This is a genomic window from Rhodoferax sp. (genome assembly GCF_011391645.1).
Taxonomy (GTDB): Bacteria; Pseudomonadota; Gammaproteobacteria; order Burkholderiales; family Burkholderiaceae_C; genus Rhodoferax.
On the sequence record NZ_JAABQC010000071.1, the window covers coordinates 1 to 14,961 of the forward strand.

Here is a 14,961-nt window from a genome sequence, read left to right on the forward strand (position 1 = left end):
GTAGTAGACGGCGCCGCTAACGAGCACAAAGGTGCCGGCGATGAGCGCCATGCGTCGGCGGTCGTTCTGGCGCATCAGCATCGACAACAGGAACAGCAGCACCCACATCGCGCAGGGGTTGAAGCCGTCCAGCAGGCCCAGCGCCAGCGTGAACAGCGGCAACCCCAGCCGCTGCGCGCTGAGTGTGCCGAACAACGCGCTGTCGACCGACTGCTTGCGCACTGCGGTGCCGGCATCAATGAGCCGCAGCACCTCCTGACCGGTGGTTTCGGGGCTCTCGAAGCCGACGATCAGCTGCCCGGCGGCATGAAAGGCCGGCACGCCAGGCGGCCAGGCACCATGAAGGCGCGACAGCGCGTTCAGTTCATCGCGCGCGGCGGGGTCGGTGTCAACCGGGCGGTAAACAATGTGCAGTTCGGGGCGCTGGCGTTGCACGCCGTTCAGAAAGGCCTTGGCATCGGCGCAGTAGGGGCAGCCGTCACGCACAAAAACCTGCAACGCTGCGGGCGCCGAGGTTGCCGTGGCGGGTGGCTCGGCACCGGCTGCGCCCAGGCACAGCAAGCCGAGGAAAAAGCTGACGACCCAGCCCCGCGAAAAACACGCAGACGAAAGCCTTATGGCGGCATCCCACAGGCAACACGCCAGCAGGCGCCATGAACCCGCCACTGGATGAAACTGACGCATCAGGAGATCAGTGTGGCGGTGCCTTGGGCCTGGGGCTGCTGTCGCCAATTGGCCTGATGCCATCGGCCGAACTGCGGTACTCGAAAGAAAACACCGCAGCCTCCACGCGTGAGCGCAGGTTGAGTTTGTCCATGATGTGGCGCACATGCAGCTTGACGGTGTTGTGGCTGATGTCGAGTTCCCGGGCAATGACCTTGTTGCTCTGGCCGCTGGCCACATGGTCGAGCACCTGGCGTTCTCGCTCGGTCAAGGTGGCCACCAGGTCACCCATGGCGGAACCCTTGGGGCCGGTTTGCAGGATTTGGGCAAACTTGAGCATCATGGCTGATGCCACCACCATCTCGCCGCGGGCGGCCCGGCCAATGGCGTCAATCACCTCTTCGGGGTCCATGTCCTTGAGCAGGTAGCCCTTGACACCGGCCCGCAGTGCTGCCGACATGTCGTCCTCGCTGTCACTCATGGTGAGGATCACCACGGGCAAGTCACTGCCATCGGCGCGGATCATGCGCAGCACACTCAGCCCGTCGGTTGCCGCCAGGCGCAGGTCCAACACCAGCAACTGGGGTTTGTGCTCGCGGATCAGTGGCACCACCTGGTTCGGGTCGCCCGTGGTGGCCACCACCGACATGCCACCGCGATGTTCCAGCAGTTCCTTGAGCCCGCTGCGACACAGTGAATGGTCGTCCACCAGCATGACGCGTATCTTTTCTGTCATAACGCCTTGCCTCCCTTGTGCGTCGCGGCCGGAACGCGCAGCCGCACCCGGGTGCCCACGCCATCCTTGCTGCCGACCTGCAGTTTGCCACCAAGCCGCTGGGCGCGGCCTTGCATGATGTCCAGGCCGAAATGGGTGGACGGCACCAGTGGCCGGGCTGACGTGACGATGGTTGAAACACTGGGCTCATCCATGCCCAGCCCGTCGTCCTCGATCACAAACTCAAGGTGCTGCGGGGTCTGGCTGATGCGCACCACCGCGTGGCGGGCCATGGAGTGCTTGGCAATGTTGGCCAGTGCCTCCTGAATGATGTAGAACACCTGGACTTCCTGCTCGTCACTGAGGTTCAGGTGGGGCACGTCGTTGTGTATTTTGAGCGAGATGGCGTTGCGGCTGAAGAAACTGTCTGCAACTGTCGTGAGCGCGTGCATGAGCCCGAGAGGGTCCATGCGGGTTCTGAAATAAGTCATGACTTCACGCAGGTTGTCATGGACTTCCGTGACCGCGGTTTTCAGGTCTGAACAATACTTGAGGGCCCTGGTTTCGTCGTGCGCTGTGATGGCGTCGTTCAACAGCGGCAAGCGCATGCGCGCGTAGGCCAGGGTTTGCGCCAGTGCGTCATGCACCTCATTGACCATCTCCTGGCGCTCTTTCATGACCGTGAGCCGCAGGCGCTCGCGCTCGATGCGCGCGTTGTGCAGGCTGAGCCCCAGCAATTGCCCCACCAGGCGCAGCAGCGTTTGTATGGAGGGCGCCACTTTGGAGTTGCTATCAAAAAACAGGTTGTAGACGCCAAGAATCTGCTGGTCGTGGGGCAGCGAGATGGCCAGCATGCTCTTGCACTGGGAGCCAAAATACAGGCTGCTGCCATGCTTGGCACAGCTTGACAGGTCGTCAAACCACACCAGCACGTCGTTGCTGGCAGCGGTGCCGCACATGCCGCACTGGCGGTCGACCAGCCGCTCGGTCTCCACGACGGCGTCGGGCAAACCCTGCTGCGCCACCAGCCGCATTGATGTGCCGTCATCCGTCACCACCCGCACCGCACCCGCCTGCGCGCCCGCCAGGGCAATGATGGCGCTCAAAAAACGCGACAGCAGGGCCTCAAGGTCTTCGGCTTTATCCGAGCCTGTGGCCAGTGCATTCAGCAGGCTTGCCGGGTCTGCAAAGGCGGGGTGAACAAGGGTTGACGTTGATGAGCTCATGAGAATAATGATTTCGGAGCATCGTAGAACATTATTGATAACTTATGTATTGCGGAAAACCATGGTTTCACAAGAACTATTTCTATGCTACCCATTTGGGCTACTTGCCACCACCCTTGTCGGTGATAGACGCGATGTGAGACCTTGCTTGTAATAGGGTCACTTGTCATCAAACGCCTACCGCATGTCTGTCATACCGATTCACAACCCTCTTAGCCCGCCGCTGCCCGGTGCCACCGTTGAGACGCGCAACACCACTTGCTACATGTGCGCGTGCCGTTGCGGCATCCGGGTGCATCTGCGCAATGGTGAGGTGCGCTACATCGAGGGCAACCCCGACCACCCCTTGAACCAGGGCGTGATCTGCGCCAAGGGCTCTTCCGGCATTATGAAACAGTATTCGCCGGCGCGGCTGACCAAACCCCTGCTGCGCAAGCCCGGCAGTGCCCGCGGTGATGGCCAGTTTGAAGAGATTGAATGGGACGCGGCGTTTGCGATGCTGGAGGAGCGGCTTGCCAAGCTGCGCGCCACCGACCCCAAGCAATTTGCCTTGTTCACCGGGCGCGACCAGATGCAGGCACTCACCGGCCTGTTTGCCCGTCAGTTCGGCACTCCCAACTATGCCGCCCACGGTGGCTTTTGCTCGGTCAACATGGCTGCGGGCATGATCTACACCATTGGCGGCTCATTCTGGGAGTTTGGCGGCCCCGATCTGGAGCGTGCCAAACTGTTCGTGATGATCGGCACCGCCGAAGACCACCACTCCAACCCCATGAAGAAGGAGCTGTCCAAGTTCAAGCGGGGAGGAGGGCGCTTTGTCTCGATCAACCCGGTGCGCACCGGCTATTCGGCCATTGCCGACGAATGGATCCCCATCAAACCCGGCACCGATGGCGCCTTGCTTCTGGCGCTGATCCACGAGCTTATCAAGCAAGGCCTGTACGACCGCGAGTTTCTGGCCCGCTACACCAATGCCGGCCAACTGGTGAATCAGGACAAGGTCAGCGACGACTTTGGCATGTTTGTGCGCAAACCCGAGGGCGACATCGTCAACCCGCTGCGCCCGGCCAACTTCACCTGGTGGGATCGGCACACAGAAAAAAGCGTGTCGGACCACGCCGAGGGCGCCGACCCGGCGCTGCTCGGCCATTTCAGGATGCCCGACGGCACGCCCGCCGTGCCCGCCTTTCAGTTGCTCAAAGAGCGCGTCAAGCCTTACACACCCGAATGGGCCGAGGGCATCACCGGCATCCCTGCGGCCACCATCACGCGCCTGGCGCATGAGATGGGCATCACCGCGCGCGACCAAAAAATCGAGCTGCCCATCGCCTGGACCGACTGCTGGGGCAAGCGCCACCATTCCGTCACCGGCAACCCGGTGGCCTTTCACGCCATGCGCGGGCTGGCGGCGCATTCCAATGGTTTCCAGACCATCCGCTCGCTGTCGATTTTGATGTCTTTGCTGGGCACCATCGACCGGCCCGGCGGCTTTCGGCACAAGGCGCCTTACCCGCGCGCGGTGCCGCCCAACGCCCGCCCGCCCAAGGGGCCGCAGGCGGTCAAACCCAACACGCCGCTGGACGGCGCGCCGCTGGGCTGGCCCGAAAGCCCCGACGACCTGTTTGTCGATGAGCAGGGCGGGCCGGTGCGCATCGACAAGGGTTTCTCCTGGGAGCACCCGCTCTCAGCCCACGGGCTGATGCAAAACGTGATCACCAACGCCTGGCGCGGTGACCCGTATCGGCTGGACACCCTGCTGATCTTCATGGCCAACATGGCATGGAACTCCACCATGAACACCTCCGCCGTGCGCCAGATGCTCAACGACAAGCATGTCGATGGCGACAAGGCCGGTGAGTACAAAATTCCGTTCCTGGTGGTGTGCGACGCCTTCCAGTCGGAGATGACTGCTTTTGCCGACCTGGTGCTGCCCGACACCACCTATCTTGAGCGCCACGACACCATGTCGATGCTGGATCGCCCGATTTCTGAATTCGACGGGCCGGTCGACGCGGTGCGCATCCCGGTGGTGGCGCCCAAGGGGCAGTGCAAACCGTTCCAGGAGGTGATTGTGGAACTGGCCAGCCGGCTCAAGCTGCCAGCCTTTACCAACGCGGACGGCACGCGCAAGTACAAGGGCTACACCGACTTCATCGTCAATTACGAAACCGCGCCCGGCTCGGGCATTGGTTTCCTGGCGGGCTGGCGCGGCAAGGGCGGCGAAAAATCCATGCGCGGCGAGCCCAATCCCAAGCAATGGGAAATGTACGAAAAGAACAACTGCGTCTTTCATTTTCAGATGCCGCCCGAGCACCAGTACATGCGCAACTGGAACCTGGGCTACATGGAGTGGGCGCAAAAGGTGGGCATCCGGCGTGACAAAGATCCCATCGTGATCCACATTTACTCCGAATTTTTGCAGGGCTTTCGCCGTGCCGCGCAGGGCAAGCGGGCCGGCAGGCAGCCGCCCGACCACCTGCGCAAGCGGGTCGAGACCTATTTCGACCCGCTGCCGTTTCACTACGCGCCGCTCGAGGAGCAGGCCACCGACAGCGCCAAGTACCCGCTCAACGCCATCACCCAGCGCCCCATGGCGATGTACCACTCGTGGGACTCGCAAAACGCCTGGTTGCGCCAGATTCATACCCACAACTATTTGTTTGTGAACACCAAAACCGCGCAGGCACAGGGCATTGCCGATGGCGGCTGGATGTGGGTCGAGTCGCAGTGGGGCAAGGTGCGCTGCATGTGCCGCTATTCCGAGGCGGTGGAGCCCGGCACGGTCTGGACCTGGAACGCCATCGGCAAATCGGCGGGCGCCTGGAACCTCTCCGCCGATGCCAATGAGTCGCAGCGCGGCTTTTTGCTGAATCACCTGATCTCTGAAGAACTGCCGCTGGCGGGCTCGAGTGCCACGGTGTCGAATTCTGACCCCATCACCGGCCAGGCCGCCTGGTACGACGTGCGGGTGCGCATTTACAAGGCGGCCGAGGGCGAGCCTGAGCAAACCTTTCCACAATTCAAGGCAGTGCCCGCAGCCCCCGGCATGCGCCAGGTGTTGCCCCGCATCCAGGCCTATTTTGCGGGCAGGGGAGACAGCAAATGACCCAACTGGCCCTCGTCATCGACCTCAATGTGTGTGTTGGCTGCCACGCCTGCGTGACCAGTTGCAAGCAGTGGAACACCTCGGGCACTGCCGGCGCCCTGGTGGACCTCAACCCCTACGCGGCCGACCCCAACGGCACCTTTTTCAACCGGGTGCAGACCTTCGAGGTGGGCGAGTACCCCAACACGCAAACCGTGCATTTTCCCAAGAGCTGCCTGCACTGCGAAGACCCGCCCTGTGTGCCGGTGTGCCCCACCGGGGCGAGCTACAAGCGCGCTGAAGACGGCATTGTGCTGGTCGACTACGACAAGTGCATTGGCTGCAAATACTGCAGCTGGTCCTGCCCCTATGGCGCGCGCGAGTTTGACGAAGAACGCAAGGTCATGACCAAGTGCACGCTGTGTGTGGACCGCGTCACCGACACCAAGTTGCCCGAGCCCGAACGCAAGCCTGCCTGCGTGCTGGCCTGCCCGGCCAACGCCCGCCTGTTTGGCGATGTGCACGACCCCGAGTCGGTGGTCTCCAAGGCCATTGCCGAGCGCGGTGGTTACCAGCTCATGCCCGAGTGGGGCACGCGCCCGGCCAACCATTACCTGCCGCGGCGCAAAACCGAGATCCGCATTCACCCCGAAGACCTGGAGCGCGTCGACAACCCGCTCAAGCTCGACGTCAAACAGCCCGACTACGCCGGCCGCGGCGCCGGGCGTGAAGACTTTGCAACCTGAACCCCGAACGGACCCACGATGCAACCCGCTTTTTCCGTGATCTTTTTAACCACGCTCGCCGGTGCGGCGCAAGGGCTGTTCCTGGCCCTGTACGGCACCGAGCTCAGCGGCCTGGGCGCGCTGCCGTTGCTGGAGAGCCAGCAGTTCCTGTCAACGGCCAGCCTGGTCGCCCTGGTGCTGACCGGGATGGGCCTGCTGGCCTCATTTTTTCATCTGGGGCACCCCGAGCGCGCCTGGCGCACGGCCACCATGTGGCGCACCTCCTGGCTGTCGCGCGAGGTGATTGCCCTGCCGATGTTCATGCTGGGCCTGTTTTTGTATGGCGCCGCGCATTGGTTTGGTGTTGGCAACACCAAGCTGATCGGCGCGGTGACGGTGGTGCTGTGTCTGGCGCTGTTTGTGGCCATGGCCATGGTCTATGCGTCGGTGCGCTTTTTGCAGGAATGGGCCAGCCCGCTGACGCTGGTCAACTACCTGCTGCTGGGCTGTGCCTCGGGCCTGACGCTGGCCACGCTGCTGGCGGCCGGCATGGGCATGTGGGCGCTGGTCACGCCCTACGCCATGGCCGCTGCCGTGCTCACTTTGCTGGCCTGGGTCACGCGCAGCGCCTCGCTGGTGCGCAACGCCCGCCTCAAACCCAAGTCAATCCTGCAAAGCGCCATTGGCATCAAACACCCGCGCATTGTGCAAAAGGCGCAGGGGTTCATGGGTGGCTCGTTCAACACCCGTGAGTTCTTTCATGGCCGCAGTGCCGAACTGCTGCGCTCGGTCAAATGGGCGTTTTTGCTGCTGGTGTTTCCGCTGCCGTTGCTGTGCCTGGCGCTGGGCGTGAGTTCGGCGTCCACCGCGTTGCTGTTCATGGCCTTTGCCTTGCAGTACATTGGTTTGCTGGCCGAGCGCTGGTTCTTTTTTGCACAGGCCAACCACCCGCAAAATCTGTACTACCAAACCATTTCCTGAAGGAAACTGTCATGCGAAACATCCTGTTGCCCATGGTCTTGTGTGCCAGTTTCAGCGCCATGGCGCAAGACGCCCCCATGATTGCCGAGGCGCGCCAGGTGGCCAGTGCGGTGCCGCCCAAACTGTTACAGGTGTTGACCGACGAAATTGCCAAGGGCGGACCCGAGTCGGCAGTCGAGGTGTGCCGCGACAAGGCGCCGCAAATGGCCAAGGCCGCGTCTGAGCAAAGCGGCTGGACCATCCGCCGTGTGAGTTTGCAAAACCGCAACCCCAAGGCGGTGCCTGACGCCTGGGAGCGTGCCGCGCTGGAAGACTTCGACCGCCGTGCCGCCGCCGGCGAGAGCCCGGCAACGCTGGAAAAAGGCGAGCTGGTGACCGAAGGTGAGCGCAAGGAATACCGCTACATGAAGGCGCTGCCGGTGCAGCAGATTTGCCTGGCCTGCCATGGCGCGCCTGACAAGATCAAGCCCGAGGTCAGCGCGCAACTGCAAAAGCTGTACCCAGGCGACAAAGGCGTTGGTTACAGCATTGGCCAGATTCGCGGTGCCATGACGCTCCGCCGGGCCCTGTAATGCCGCTGCAAAGAGCCATCATCGGCTTTTTCTCACGCCCCCTGGGGCCGTCTTCAAGGATGCTGTTTCAGGCGGGGTTCGCGCTGGCGGTCTTTTTGTTGCTGGCCGTGCCCGCGCACGCCGCCGCCAGCGTGGTGCCCGCCAGCACCATGCCCTGGTGGTTCTGGCCGCTGGCACTGTTCGTGACCTGCTTCTTCATTGGCATTGTGGCCGTGCCCGCCGGCATTGGCGGTGGCACTTTGTTTGTGCCCATCATTGGCGGCTTTTTTCCGTTTCACCTTGATTTTGTGCGTGGCGCGGGTCTGCTGGTGGCCTTGGCCAGCGCCTTGGCAGCCGGGCCGATGCTGCTGCGCGGGGGGCTGGCCAGCGTGCGCCTGGCCCTGCCGTTGGCACTGCTGGCGTGCATGAGTTCGATTGCGGGGGCGTTGCTGGGGCTGGCACTGCCGGCCTCGGTCATCCAGGTTGCCCTGGGCCTGATCGTGCTGGGCATCGTGGCGCTCATGCTGGCGGCCAAAAAGTCGGAGTTTCCCAACGTGGCACAACCCGATCGGTTGTCGAGCGCCTTGGGCATTCATGGCGTCTTTATCGACGGCGCCTCCGGCCGAGCCTTTGACTGGCAGGTGCACCGCACACCGCTGGGTCTGGTGGTTTTCTTGCTGATCGGTGTCATGGCAGGCATGTTTGGCATTGGTGCCGGCTGGGCCAATGTGCCGGCGCTCAATTTGCTGATGGGGGTGCCGCTCAAGGTGTCTGCCGGCACCTCGGGCCTGGTGCTGTCGCTGGTGGACTCTTCTGCCGCCTGGGTTTACCTGAATCGCGGTGCGGTGCTGCCCATGATTGCGGTGCCGTCGGTGGTTGGCATGATGTTGGGCGCGCGCATCGGCGCCCGCCTGCTGCATGTGCTCAAGGGCTCGGTGATCCGCAAAATGGTGATTACACTGTTGCTGTTCGCTGGTATTCGCGCCCTGCTCAAGGGTCTGGGCGTGTGGGTATGAGGGCGAACAAACCATGACCAGCGAAAAAATCACTGCCGCGCAGGAACTGCATGCCCAACAGCAGCGGGACGAGTCCCTGCGGTACGCCTTTTTGCTCGACTGGAGCACCCGCCTGGGCGTGCTGGCCCTGCTGCTGGGGTTTGCGGCTTATGTGTCCGGCATCTTGCCCCCGCATGTGTCGCTCGACCAATTGCCCGGTCTCTGGGGCTTGCCGGTGAACGAGTATTTGCAGCGCACCGCCACGCCCATGGGCTGGGGTTGGCTGGCACTGGCACACCACGGTGATATGTCCAATCTGATTGGCATTGCCCTGCTGGCAGGGAGCTCCATGGCGCCGCTACTGGGCCTGATGCTGCTCTATGCCAAGCGCAAGGACACGGTGTATGCCGTGATCTGCGCTATTATTTTGCTGGTATTTTTGCTGGCAGCTTCCGGGCTGCTGACCGGGGGGCACTGACCATGGCGCAATTGTTCACCCGCCTGCTGCTGGCCACCGAGCACAGCCCGTTTGACACTGGTGCCGAGGCCATGGGTCTTGCCTTGGCGCAGCGTTGCCAGTTACCGCTGGCCATCGTGCTGCCACTGGTCAGCAACCCCGAATACGAAGCCATTGCACCGCAAATTGCCGCGCAGGCAGAGCGTGAAGCCGCCGCAAAGATTGCCGAATTGCGCCAGCAAGCTGGAGCGGCGGGGGTGACCATTGACTTGCACCTGCGCCGTGGCCCCGAGCCCTACCAGGGAATTGTCGATGAGGCCATTGCGCAGGACAGCGACGTGATCATCATCAGGCGCCGTGGCAAGCGCAGTTTTCTGGCCAATCTGCTGGTTGGCGAGATGGTCAGCAAAGTGGTGGCGCATGCGCCTTGCCACGTTTTGATCGTGCCGCGCGAGGCACAGTTGTGGCAGCAGCGTGTGCTGGTGGCCGCCGAGGCCACAGCCCAGGGCAGGCAAATTGTCGCGACCAGCATTGCCGTGGCCACCCAGTGCGGCCTGCCACTGCAGTTGGTGACTGCGGTGCCCGCCGAAGCCCTGCAATCAGAGGCAAGTGCCTTTGTCACCGAGATGGTCAAGCTGGCACAGGCGCAGGGTGTGGTGGCCGGGGGCGAAGTGCGGGTGGGCAATCCGTACAAAGAAATCCTTGCGGCAAGAGAGGCTTGCCAGGCCGACCTGATTGTGATGGGCAGTCGCGGTGAGCCAAACATTGGTCGCGCCTTGCTCGGTGGTGTGGCGCAGAAAGTGATGGGGCTTTCCGAACACCCGGTGTTGGTTTTGCATTCTTAATTTTCCAAGGAATCTCACTATGAGCGACGCACTGAACTACCTGATCAAAACCCGGCCAGAGACCATCAGCCATTATTTTGCCTTCCTGAAGCAAACCGGCACCCACCTTGACCCCAAGACGCGTAACCTGATTTCGGTCATTACCAAGGTTTATTCTCAAACCGACCGAGGGTTTCGACAGTACCTGGGCCGTGCCCTGCGCGAGGGTTGCACCCCGATGGAGGTGCTGGATGCGCTGCTGATGGCCTTTCCGGCGCTGGGTCTGGCCAAGATCACCTGGGCGGTGGACATTATTCTGGACATGAAAATCCCCGGTTTTGATCCGGACGTCATCACCCAAAAAGCGCCTCCCGCTGCTGAATGGCGCGATGTGATGGCCGCCAAGGATGTGCCTGATGGCGAGGTCACGCGCACCGAGTGCCAGGGGCGCGGACTGTTTGTCTACCGTGACAAGAAAAGCTACCAGGTGTATGACAGCCACTGCCCGCACCAGAGCACCGACATTCCTGAACTGGCAATCAAGGGCACCACCCTGACCTGCCCCAAGCACCAATGGCAGTTTGACGCCAAAAGCGGCGACTGCATCAAAAAAGGCAATACCCCGCTCAAGCGCCTCGAATCCAAGGTGGTCAAAGGCCGTTTGCTGGCTTCTTGGTAAGCCCGGCAGCTGTTTTTGAGCCATTCCCCCATCACCCCCAAAGTGAAGCCTCGCGTATTTTTTATCACTACAACTGGAGACAACCATGAAAGCAACCCACAAACTCTTTTACCTGACCCCCTTGTGCGCGCTGCTTGCAGCTGGGTCAGTGCATGCCACCGATGGCTATTTTCCTCATGGCTATGGCATCAAGGCCATGGGCATGGGCGGCGCTTCCGTCACCATGACCGATAACGCCTTTGCGGGTATCAATAACCCGGCCATTGCGGCCTGGGCCGGTAACCGGACCGAAGGCGGCTTGACCTTTTTCGCACCAAGTCGATCGATGAGCCGCACTGGTAGCGGGTTTGGCCTGGATGCGTCAGTGGACAGCGACAAGAATCTATTTTTTGTCCCCGAGTTTGGTTACAACCAGGCGATCAGCGACAAAATGGGCGTTGGTGTAACGGTTTACGGCAATGGTGGCATGGACACCGATTACCCCGGTGGACAAATCAACTGCGGCCAAGGCCCGGCCAACGTGCTCTGCGGCAAAGACAGACTTGGCGTTGACTTGATGCAATTGATCGTGGCGCCCACCTTGGCCTACAAGCTCAACGAAAGCCATTCTGTCGGCATTTCACCCTTGCTGGTGCTTCAGCAATTCAAGGCCTATGGGCTGGAGGCTTTTAGCCCCATGTCCAGCGATTCAGCCAATTTGACAGGCAATGATTACAGTCGCAGCACGGGTATTGGCGTGCGCTTGGGCTACCTTGGAAAGATCAATGACAAGTTCAGCATTGGGGCGTCTTATTCACCCAAGATCAACATGTCGGAGTTTGACGAATACGCCGGACTTTTTGCCGGTGGCGGGGGCTTTGACATTCCTGAGAATTACACCCTGGGCCTGAGCTTTATGGCCACCCCGGCGGTCACGGTGGCTTTGGACTACACCCGTATCAACTACAGTGGTGTGCCATCTATTTCCAACCCAAGCACCAATATGGCCCCTTTGGGTGCTGACAACGGCCCCGGGTTTGGCTGGAGTGACATCGACGTCTGGAAACTTGGTGTGCAATGGCAGGCCGCATCGCAGTGGACACTGCGGGCGGGCTTGAATGTGAGTGACAACCCCATCCAGAGTCGTGATGTGACCTTCAATATTTTGGCACCGGGTGTGATCACCCGGCATCTGACGCTGGGTGGCACCTATGCCATGTCTCCCACCACCGAAGTGAGCTTCTCGTACATGTACGCGCCAGAAGAGTCGGTGTCTGGCACTTCTTTGTTTGATGGTCTGTTTATGACACCAGGTGCAGGCGGTACCGAAACCATCAGAATGTCCCAGCAATCCATCGGCATTCAGTTTGGCTGGCACTGGAAATAAGTGGCAGTTCAGTCAAGCATGAAAAGCTGACTTCGTGGGCGCAGCCAGTCAATGGCAGCGCCCACGCTCGTTTCAGGGTTTGATGTAGGCAAAACCTTCCCTGGTCTGCAGTCTGGCGGCTTCGGCCACGCCCGAGGGCACCATGGTGGCTTCCATCAACAGTTTGTCGGGGTCCAGATTACGGGTCACCAGGGTGTTGCTGCAGACCCTGAACTCAACGCCCTGGCCGGCCAGATCACTGACGGCGCCCGAAAATTCCCTGCCCTTGCTGTCTTTGGCATCGGCGATCAAAAAGTCGATGCCCGGGCCGTTGGTCACCACCACAACTTTGACCTTGGGGTCGGCGCTGAGGTGGTTCTGAATGTTGCTCATCGCCGCGGCGATGGTGTCAAGGCCGGTGGTGATGTGGTAGACCACTTTGTTGTCCTGGGCGCTGGCAAGTGTGGCGCTCAGGGCCAGAAATATAGAAACGAAAAGTTTCACCATGGTTTGTCTCCGGTTTGTATTTTTAACGAGTATTGCGGGTTTGTACTGTGACAGGTTTTGCGCTGAAAGCATTACTATTTATATATCCGAATCGACTGATGGATGAGTGTCATTTAATTTGTCCCGTCAGCGGATAGGTTCTTTTGTAATTGGACAACTCAAGGAAGTAACGTGAAAAAAATATACACAATGTTCTCGGGCCTGGTGCTTGCCAGCCTTTCCTCATGGGCTTGTGCCGATGCGCTGCAAGTGCGCAGCATGGCCGCCTCCTGCGCCGGCTGTCATGGCACCCAAGGTGTGGCACTGCCGGGCATGGACAGCCTGGCGGGTCAGAAAAAAGAAGACCTGCTGAAGAAAATGCAGGACTACAAGTCCGGCAAGAAGCCAGCCACGCTCATGCACCAGCTTTCTGCAGGCTATTCCGACGCGCAGATTGAGCAACTCGCCAGTTACTTTGCCGCATTGAAGAAATAAGGGGAACACCATGTTACGTCGTCAATTTGTCAGAACATTGGGTGCCGGCTCGGCTCTGGGCGCTTTGGGCTCATTGGGCCTGCTGTCGGGCTGTGCCACCACCGGCGGTGGCAGCGGCCCCAAAGTGGTGGTGGTGGGAGGCGGCTTTGGCGGTGCCACCGCCGCCAAATATGTGCGCATGTGGTCGGATTACGGCATCTCGGTCACACTGGTCGAGCCCAATGCGTCGTTTATTTCCTGCCCCATGTCCAACCTGGTGCTGGGCGGGGTCAAAACCATGGCCGACATCACAACACCGTACGACGGTCTCACCAAAAACCATGGTGTGAAGGTGGTGCGTGACATGGTCACCGCCATTGATGCCGACAAACGCATCGTCAAACTGGCCGGCGGCACTGAACTGCCCTACGACCGCCTGATTCTGTCGCCCGGGATTGACTTCATGTTCGAGGCATTGCCCGGCTTGGCCAAGCCGGGCGCACAGGACACCGTGTTGCACTCCTGGAAAGCCGGGGCACAAACCGTGGCCCTGCGCAAGCAGCTCGAAGCCATGCCCGATGGCGGTGTGTATGCGCTGGCCATCCCGCTGGCACCTTATCGTTGCCCGCCCGGCCCCTATGAGCGTGCCTGCCAGGTGGCCAGCTACTTCCAAAAAGCCAAGCCCAAATCCAAGGTCCTCATTCTGGATGCCAATGACGACGTCACTTCCAAGGGGCCCTTGTTCAAGAAGGCCTGGGCCGAGCGTTACCAGGGCATGGTCGAATACCGCGGCAAGCACGCCTTGTCGGATGTGGATGCCAGCACCAACACGCTCAAGTTCGAGTTCAATGAAGATGTCAAGGCCAATGTGCTCAACGTGATCCCGCCCATGCGCGCTGGTGCCATTGCGGTGCAGACCGGTCTGGCGACCGCCAACAAGCGCTGGTGCGAAGTGGACTTTCTGACCTTTGAGTCCAAAGCGGCCAAAAACATCCACGTGCTGGGTGACTCGATCCAGATCGCGCCCGGCATGCCAAAGTCCGGCCACATGGCCAACCAGCATGGCAAAACCTGTGCCGCCGCCGTGGTGGCCCTGCTGACCGGCAAAACGCCCAACCCCTCGCCAATCTACAACAACACCTGCTACAGCTTTGTCAGTGCCGAAGATGTGGTGCATGTGGCCAGTGTGCACACCTATGACCCGGAAAAGAAAACCATGGTCACGGTGCCGGGGTCAGGCGGGGTGTCGAAAGCGGCCAATGAGCTCGAAGGACGTTATGCGCTGGCCTGGGCGCAAAACATCTGGGCTGACACACTGGTGTAAGAAATGCGATTTGACAAAGCTTTGATCGCGTCTGCGCTGATGTTGGCGCTGGGCACCGCTTGGGCCCAGGCTGACCAGGCGCGGGCCAAAAAAATTGTTTCTGGCTCATGTTTTATGTGCCATGGTGAAAACGGTGAATCAGCCAGCGAGGTTTTCCCCAAGCTCGCGGGCCAACACGCCGAATACATCGCCAGGCAGCTTGAAAACTTCAAGACGGGTAGCCGCAAAAGCACGGCCATGGCCGACATGTCAAGCCGCTTGAGCGCCGATGAGATGCTGGCCCTGGGAAAGTATTTTGAAGCCAAGAAGTCAGATCCGGAGACTGTCAAGGATCAGGATTTGGCGGGCGTGGGGCGCTATATTTTCAACAGTGGCAATCGGTTCAGTGGTGTGCCGGCATGCGCCAGTTGCCATGGCAAGGACGGTTTGGG

At 60.8% G+C, this 14,961-nt stretch carries 16 protein-coding genes; 12 read left to right on the plus strand and 4 right to left on the minus strand.

Annotated features, from left to right (window positions below; all coding sequences use genetic code 11):
• The 3 genes from GPS82_RS09740 to GPS82_RS09750 form a co-directional block, all read right to left on the minus strand.
• Positions 1-684, minus strand: a 684-nt coding sequence (locus GPS82_RS09740) for a glutaredoxin domain-containing protein (RefSeq protein WP_296493934.1), incomplete at its 3' end; no start/stop codon positions are given.
• A 7-nt stretch (positions 685-691) separates the two neighbouring features.
• Complete coding sequence (locus tag GPS82_RS09745; RefSeq protein ID WP_296493937.1) at positions 692-1,399, minus strand: response regulator; 708 nt, start codon at positions 1,397-1,399, stop codon at positions 692-694.
• On the minus strand, positions 1,396-2,604 hold the full coding sequence (locus GPS82_RS09750; RefSeq protein WP_296493940.1) for an ATP-binding protein: 1,209 nt from the start codon (positions 2,602-2,604) through the stop codon (positions 1,396-1,398). The genes GPS82_RS09745 and GPS82_RS09750 overlap by 4 nt, the downstream gene beginning before the upstream one ends.
• A gap of 184 nt (positions 2,605-2,788) precedes the next feature.
• On the opposite strand from GPS82_RS09750, the gene GPS82_RS09755 reads away from it, so the two are divergent.
• The 9 genes from GPS82_RS09755 (at position 2,789) to GPS82_RS09795 (ending at position 12,267) form a co-directional block, all read left to right on the plus strand.
• Positions 2,789-5,710, plus strand: a complete 2,922-nt coding sequence (locus GPS82_RS09755; RefSeq protein ID WP_296493942.1) for a molybdopterin oxidoreductase family protein — start codon at positions 2,789-2,791, stop codon at positions 5,708-5,710.
• On the plus strand, positions 5,707-6,435 hold the full coding sequence (locus tag GPS82_RS09760) for a 4Fe-4S dicluster domain-containing protein (protein WP_296493944.1): 729 nt from the start codon (positions 5,707-5,709) through the stop codon (positions 6,433-6,435). Before GPS82_RS09755 ends, GPS82_RS09760 begins: the two co-directional genes overlap by 4 nt.
• A gap of 18 nt (positions 6,436-6,453) precedes the next feature.
• Positions 6,454-7,395, plus strand: a complete 942-nt coding sequence (locus GPS82_RS09765) for a DmsC/YnfH family molybdoenzyme membrane anchor subunit (RefSeq protein ID WP_296493948.1) — start codon at positions 6,454-6,456, stop codon at positions 7,393-7,395.
• A gap of 11 nt (positions 7,396-7,406) precedes the next feature.
• Positions 7,407-7,967, plus strand: coding sequence for a DUF3365 domain-containing protein (locus tag GPS82_RS09770; protein WP_296493950.1), 561 nt, complete (start codon positions 7,407-7,409; stop codon positions 7,965-7,967).
• On the plus strand, positions 7,967-8,962 hold the full coding sequence (locus GPS82_RS09775) for a sulfite exporter TauE/SafE family protein (protein ID WP_296493952.1): 996 nt from the start codon (positions 7,967-7,969) through the stop codon (positions 8,960-8,962). Before GPS82_RS09770 ends, GPS82_RS09775 begins: the two co-directional genes overlap by 1 nt.
• 13 nt (positions 8,963-8,975) lie before the next feature.
• Positions 8,976-9,419, plus strand: a complete 444-nt coding sequence (locus tag GPS82_RS09780) for a hypothetical protein (RefSeq protein WP_296493954.1) — start codon at positions 8,976-8,978, stop codon at positions 9,417-9,419.
• A gap of 2 nt (positions 9,420-9,421) precedes the next feature.
• A complete protein-coding gene (locus GPS82_RS09785; protein ID WP_296493956.1) occupies positions 9,422-10,243 on the plus strand; it encodes a universal stress protein in 822 nt (273 codons plus the stop codon).
• A 19-nt stretch (positions 10,244-10,262) separates the two neighbouring features.
• Positions 10,263-10,901 (plus strand): Rieske 2Fe-2S domain-containing protein, encoded by a 639-nt coding sequence (locus tag GPS82_RS09790; protein WP_296493961.1) that lies wholly within the window; start codon positions 10,263-10,265, stop codon positions 10,899-10,901.
• 85 nt (positions 10,902-10,986) lie between these two features.
• Entirely contained in the window at positions 10,987-12,267 is a 1,281-nt protein-coding gene (locus GPS82_RS09795) for an outer membrane protein transport protein (protein WP_296493965.1), read from the plus strand.
• Positions 12,268-12,339: 72 nt separating this feature from the next.
• Here the strand turns inward: GPS82_RS09795 and GPS82_RS09800 are convergent, their stop codons facing one another.
• Positions 12,340-12,753 carry a DsrE family protein gene (locus GPS82_RS09800; protein ID WP_296493967.1) on the minus strand — a complete coding sequence of 138 codons (414 nt, stop codon included), beginning with the start codon at positions 12,751-12,753 and terminating at the stop codon, positions 12,340-12,342.
• Between the two features lie 171 nt (positions 12,754-12,924).
• Here GPS82_RS09800 and GPS82_RS09805 point away from each other — a divergent pair, with 171 nt between their 5' ends.
• The 3 genes from GPS82_RS09805 to GPS82_RS09815 form a co-directional block, all read left to right on the plus strand.
• On the plus strand, positions 12,925-13,227 hold the full coding sequence (locus tag GPS82_RS09805) for a c-type cytochrome (protein ID WP_296493970.1): 303 nt from the start codon (positions 12,925-12,927) through the stop codon (positions 13,225-13,227).
• Positions 13,228-13,237: 10 nt separating this feature from the next.
• Positions 13,238-14,530 (plus strand): FAD/NAD(P)-binding oxidoreductase, encoded by a 1,293-nt coding sequence (locus tag GPS82_RS09810; protein WP_296493973.1) that lies wholly within the window; start codon positions 13,238-13,240, stop codon positions 14,528-14,530.
• Between the two features lie 3 nt (positions 14,531-14,533).
• Positions 14,534-14,961, plus strand: a 428-nt coding sequence (locus GPS82_RS09815; RefSeq protein ID WP_296493975.1) for a cytochrome c, incomplete at its 3' end; no start/stop codon positions are given.

What these genes read in the sequence shown, in the direction of transcription:
- GPS82_RS09745 (WP_296493937.1), bottom strand. Translation starts at nt 1,399, where the DNA reads ATGACAGAAAAGATACGCGTCATGCTGGTGGACGACCATTCACTGTGT.
- GPS82_RS09750 (WP_296493940.1), bottom strand. Translation starts at nt 2,604, where the DNA reads ATGAGCTCATCAACGTCAACCCTTGTTCACCCCGCCTTTGCAGACCCG.
- GPS82_RS09755 (WP_296493942.1), top strand. Translation starts at nt 2,789, where the DNA reads ATGTCTGTCATACCGATTCACAACCCTCTTAGCCCGCCGCTGCCCGGT.
- GPS82_RS09760 (WP_296493944.1), top strand. Translation starts at nt 5,707, where the DNA reads ATGACCCAACTGGCCCTCGTCATCGACCTCAATGTGTGTGTTGGCTGC.
- GPS82_RS09765 (WP_296493948.1), top strand. Translation starts at nt 6,454, where the DNA reads ATGCAACCCGCTTTTTCCGTGATCTTTTTAACCACGCTCGCCGGTGCG.
- GPS82_RS09770 (WP_296493950.1), top strand. Translation starts at nt 7,407, where the DNA reads ATGCGAAACATCCTGTTGCCCATGGTCTTGTGTGCCAGTTTCAGCGCC.
- GPS82_RS09775 (WP_296493952.1), top strand. Translation starts at nt 7,967, where the DNA reads ATGCCGCTGCAAAGAGCCATCATCGGCTTTTTCTCACGCCCCCTGGGG.
- GPS82_RS09780 (WP_296493954.1), top strand. Translation starts at nt 8,976, where the DNA reads ATGACCAGCGAAAAAATCACTGCCGCGCAGGAACTGCATGCCCAACAG.
- GPS82_RS09785 (WP_296493956.1), top strand. Translation starts at nt 9,422, where the DNA reads ATGGCGCAATTGTTCACCCGCCTGCTGCTGGCCACCGAGCACAGCCCG.
- GPS82_RS09790 (WP_296493961.1), top strand. Translation starts at nt 10,263, where the DNA reads ATGAGCGACGCACTGAACTACCTGATCAAAACCCGGCCAGAGACCATC.
- GPS82_RS09795 (WP_296493965.1), top strand. Translation starts at nt 10,987, where the DNA reads ATGAAAGCAACCCACAAACTCTTTTACCTGACCCCCTTGTGCGCGCTG.
- GPS82_RS09800 (WP_296493967.1), bottom strand. Translation starts at nt 12,753, where the DNA reads ATGGTGAAACTTTTCGTTTCTATATTTCTGGCCCTGAGCGCCACACTT.
- GPS82_RS09810 (WP_296493973.1), top strand. Translation starts at nt 13,238, where the DNA reads ATGTTACGTCGTCAATTTGTCAGAACATTGGGTGCCGGCTCGGCTCTG.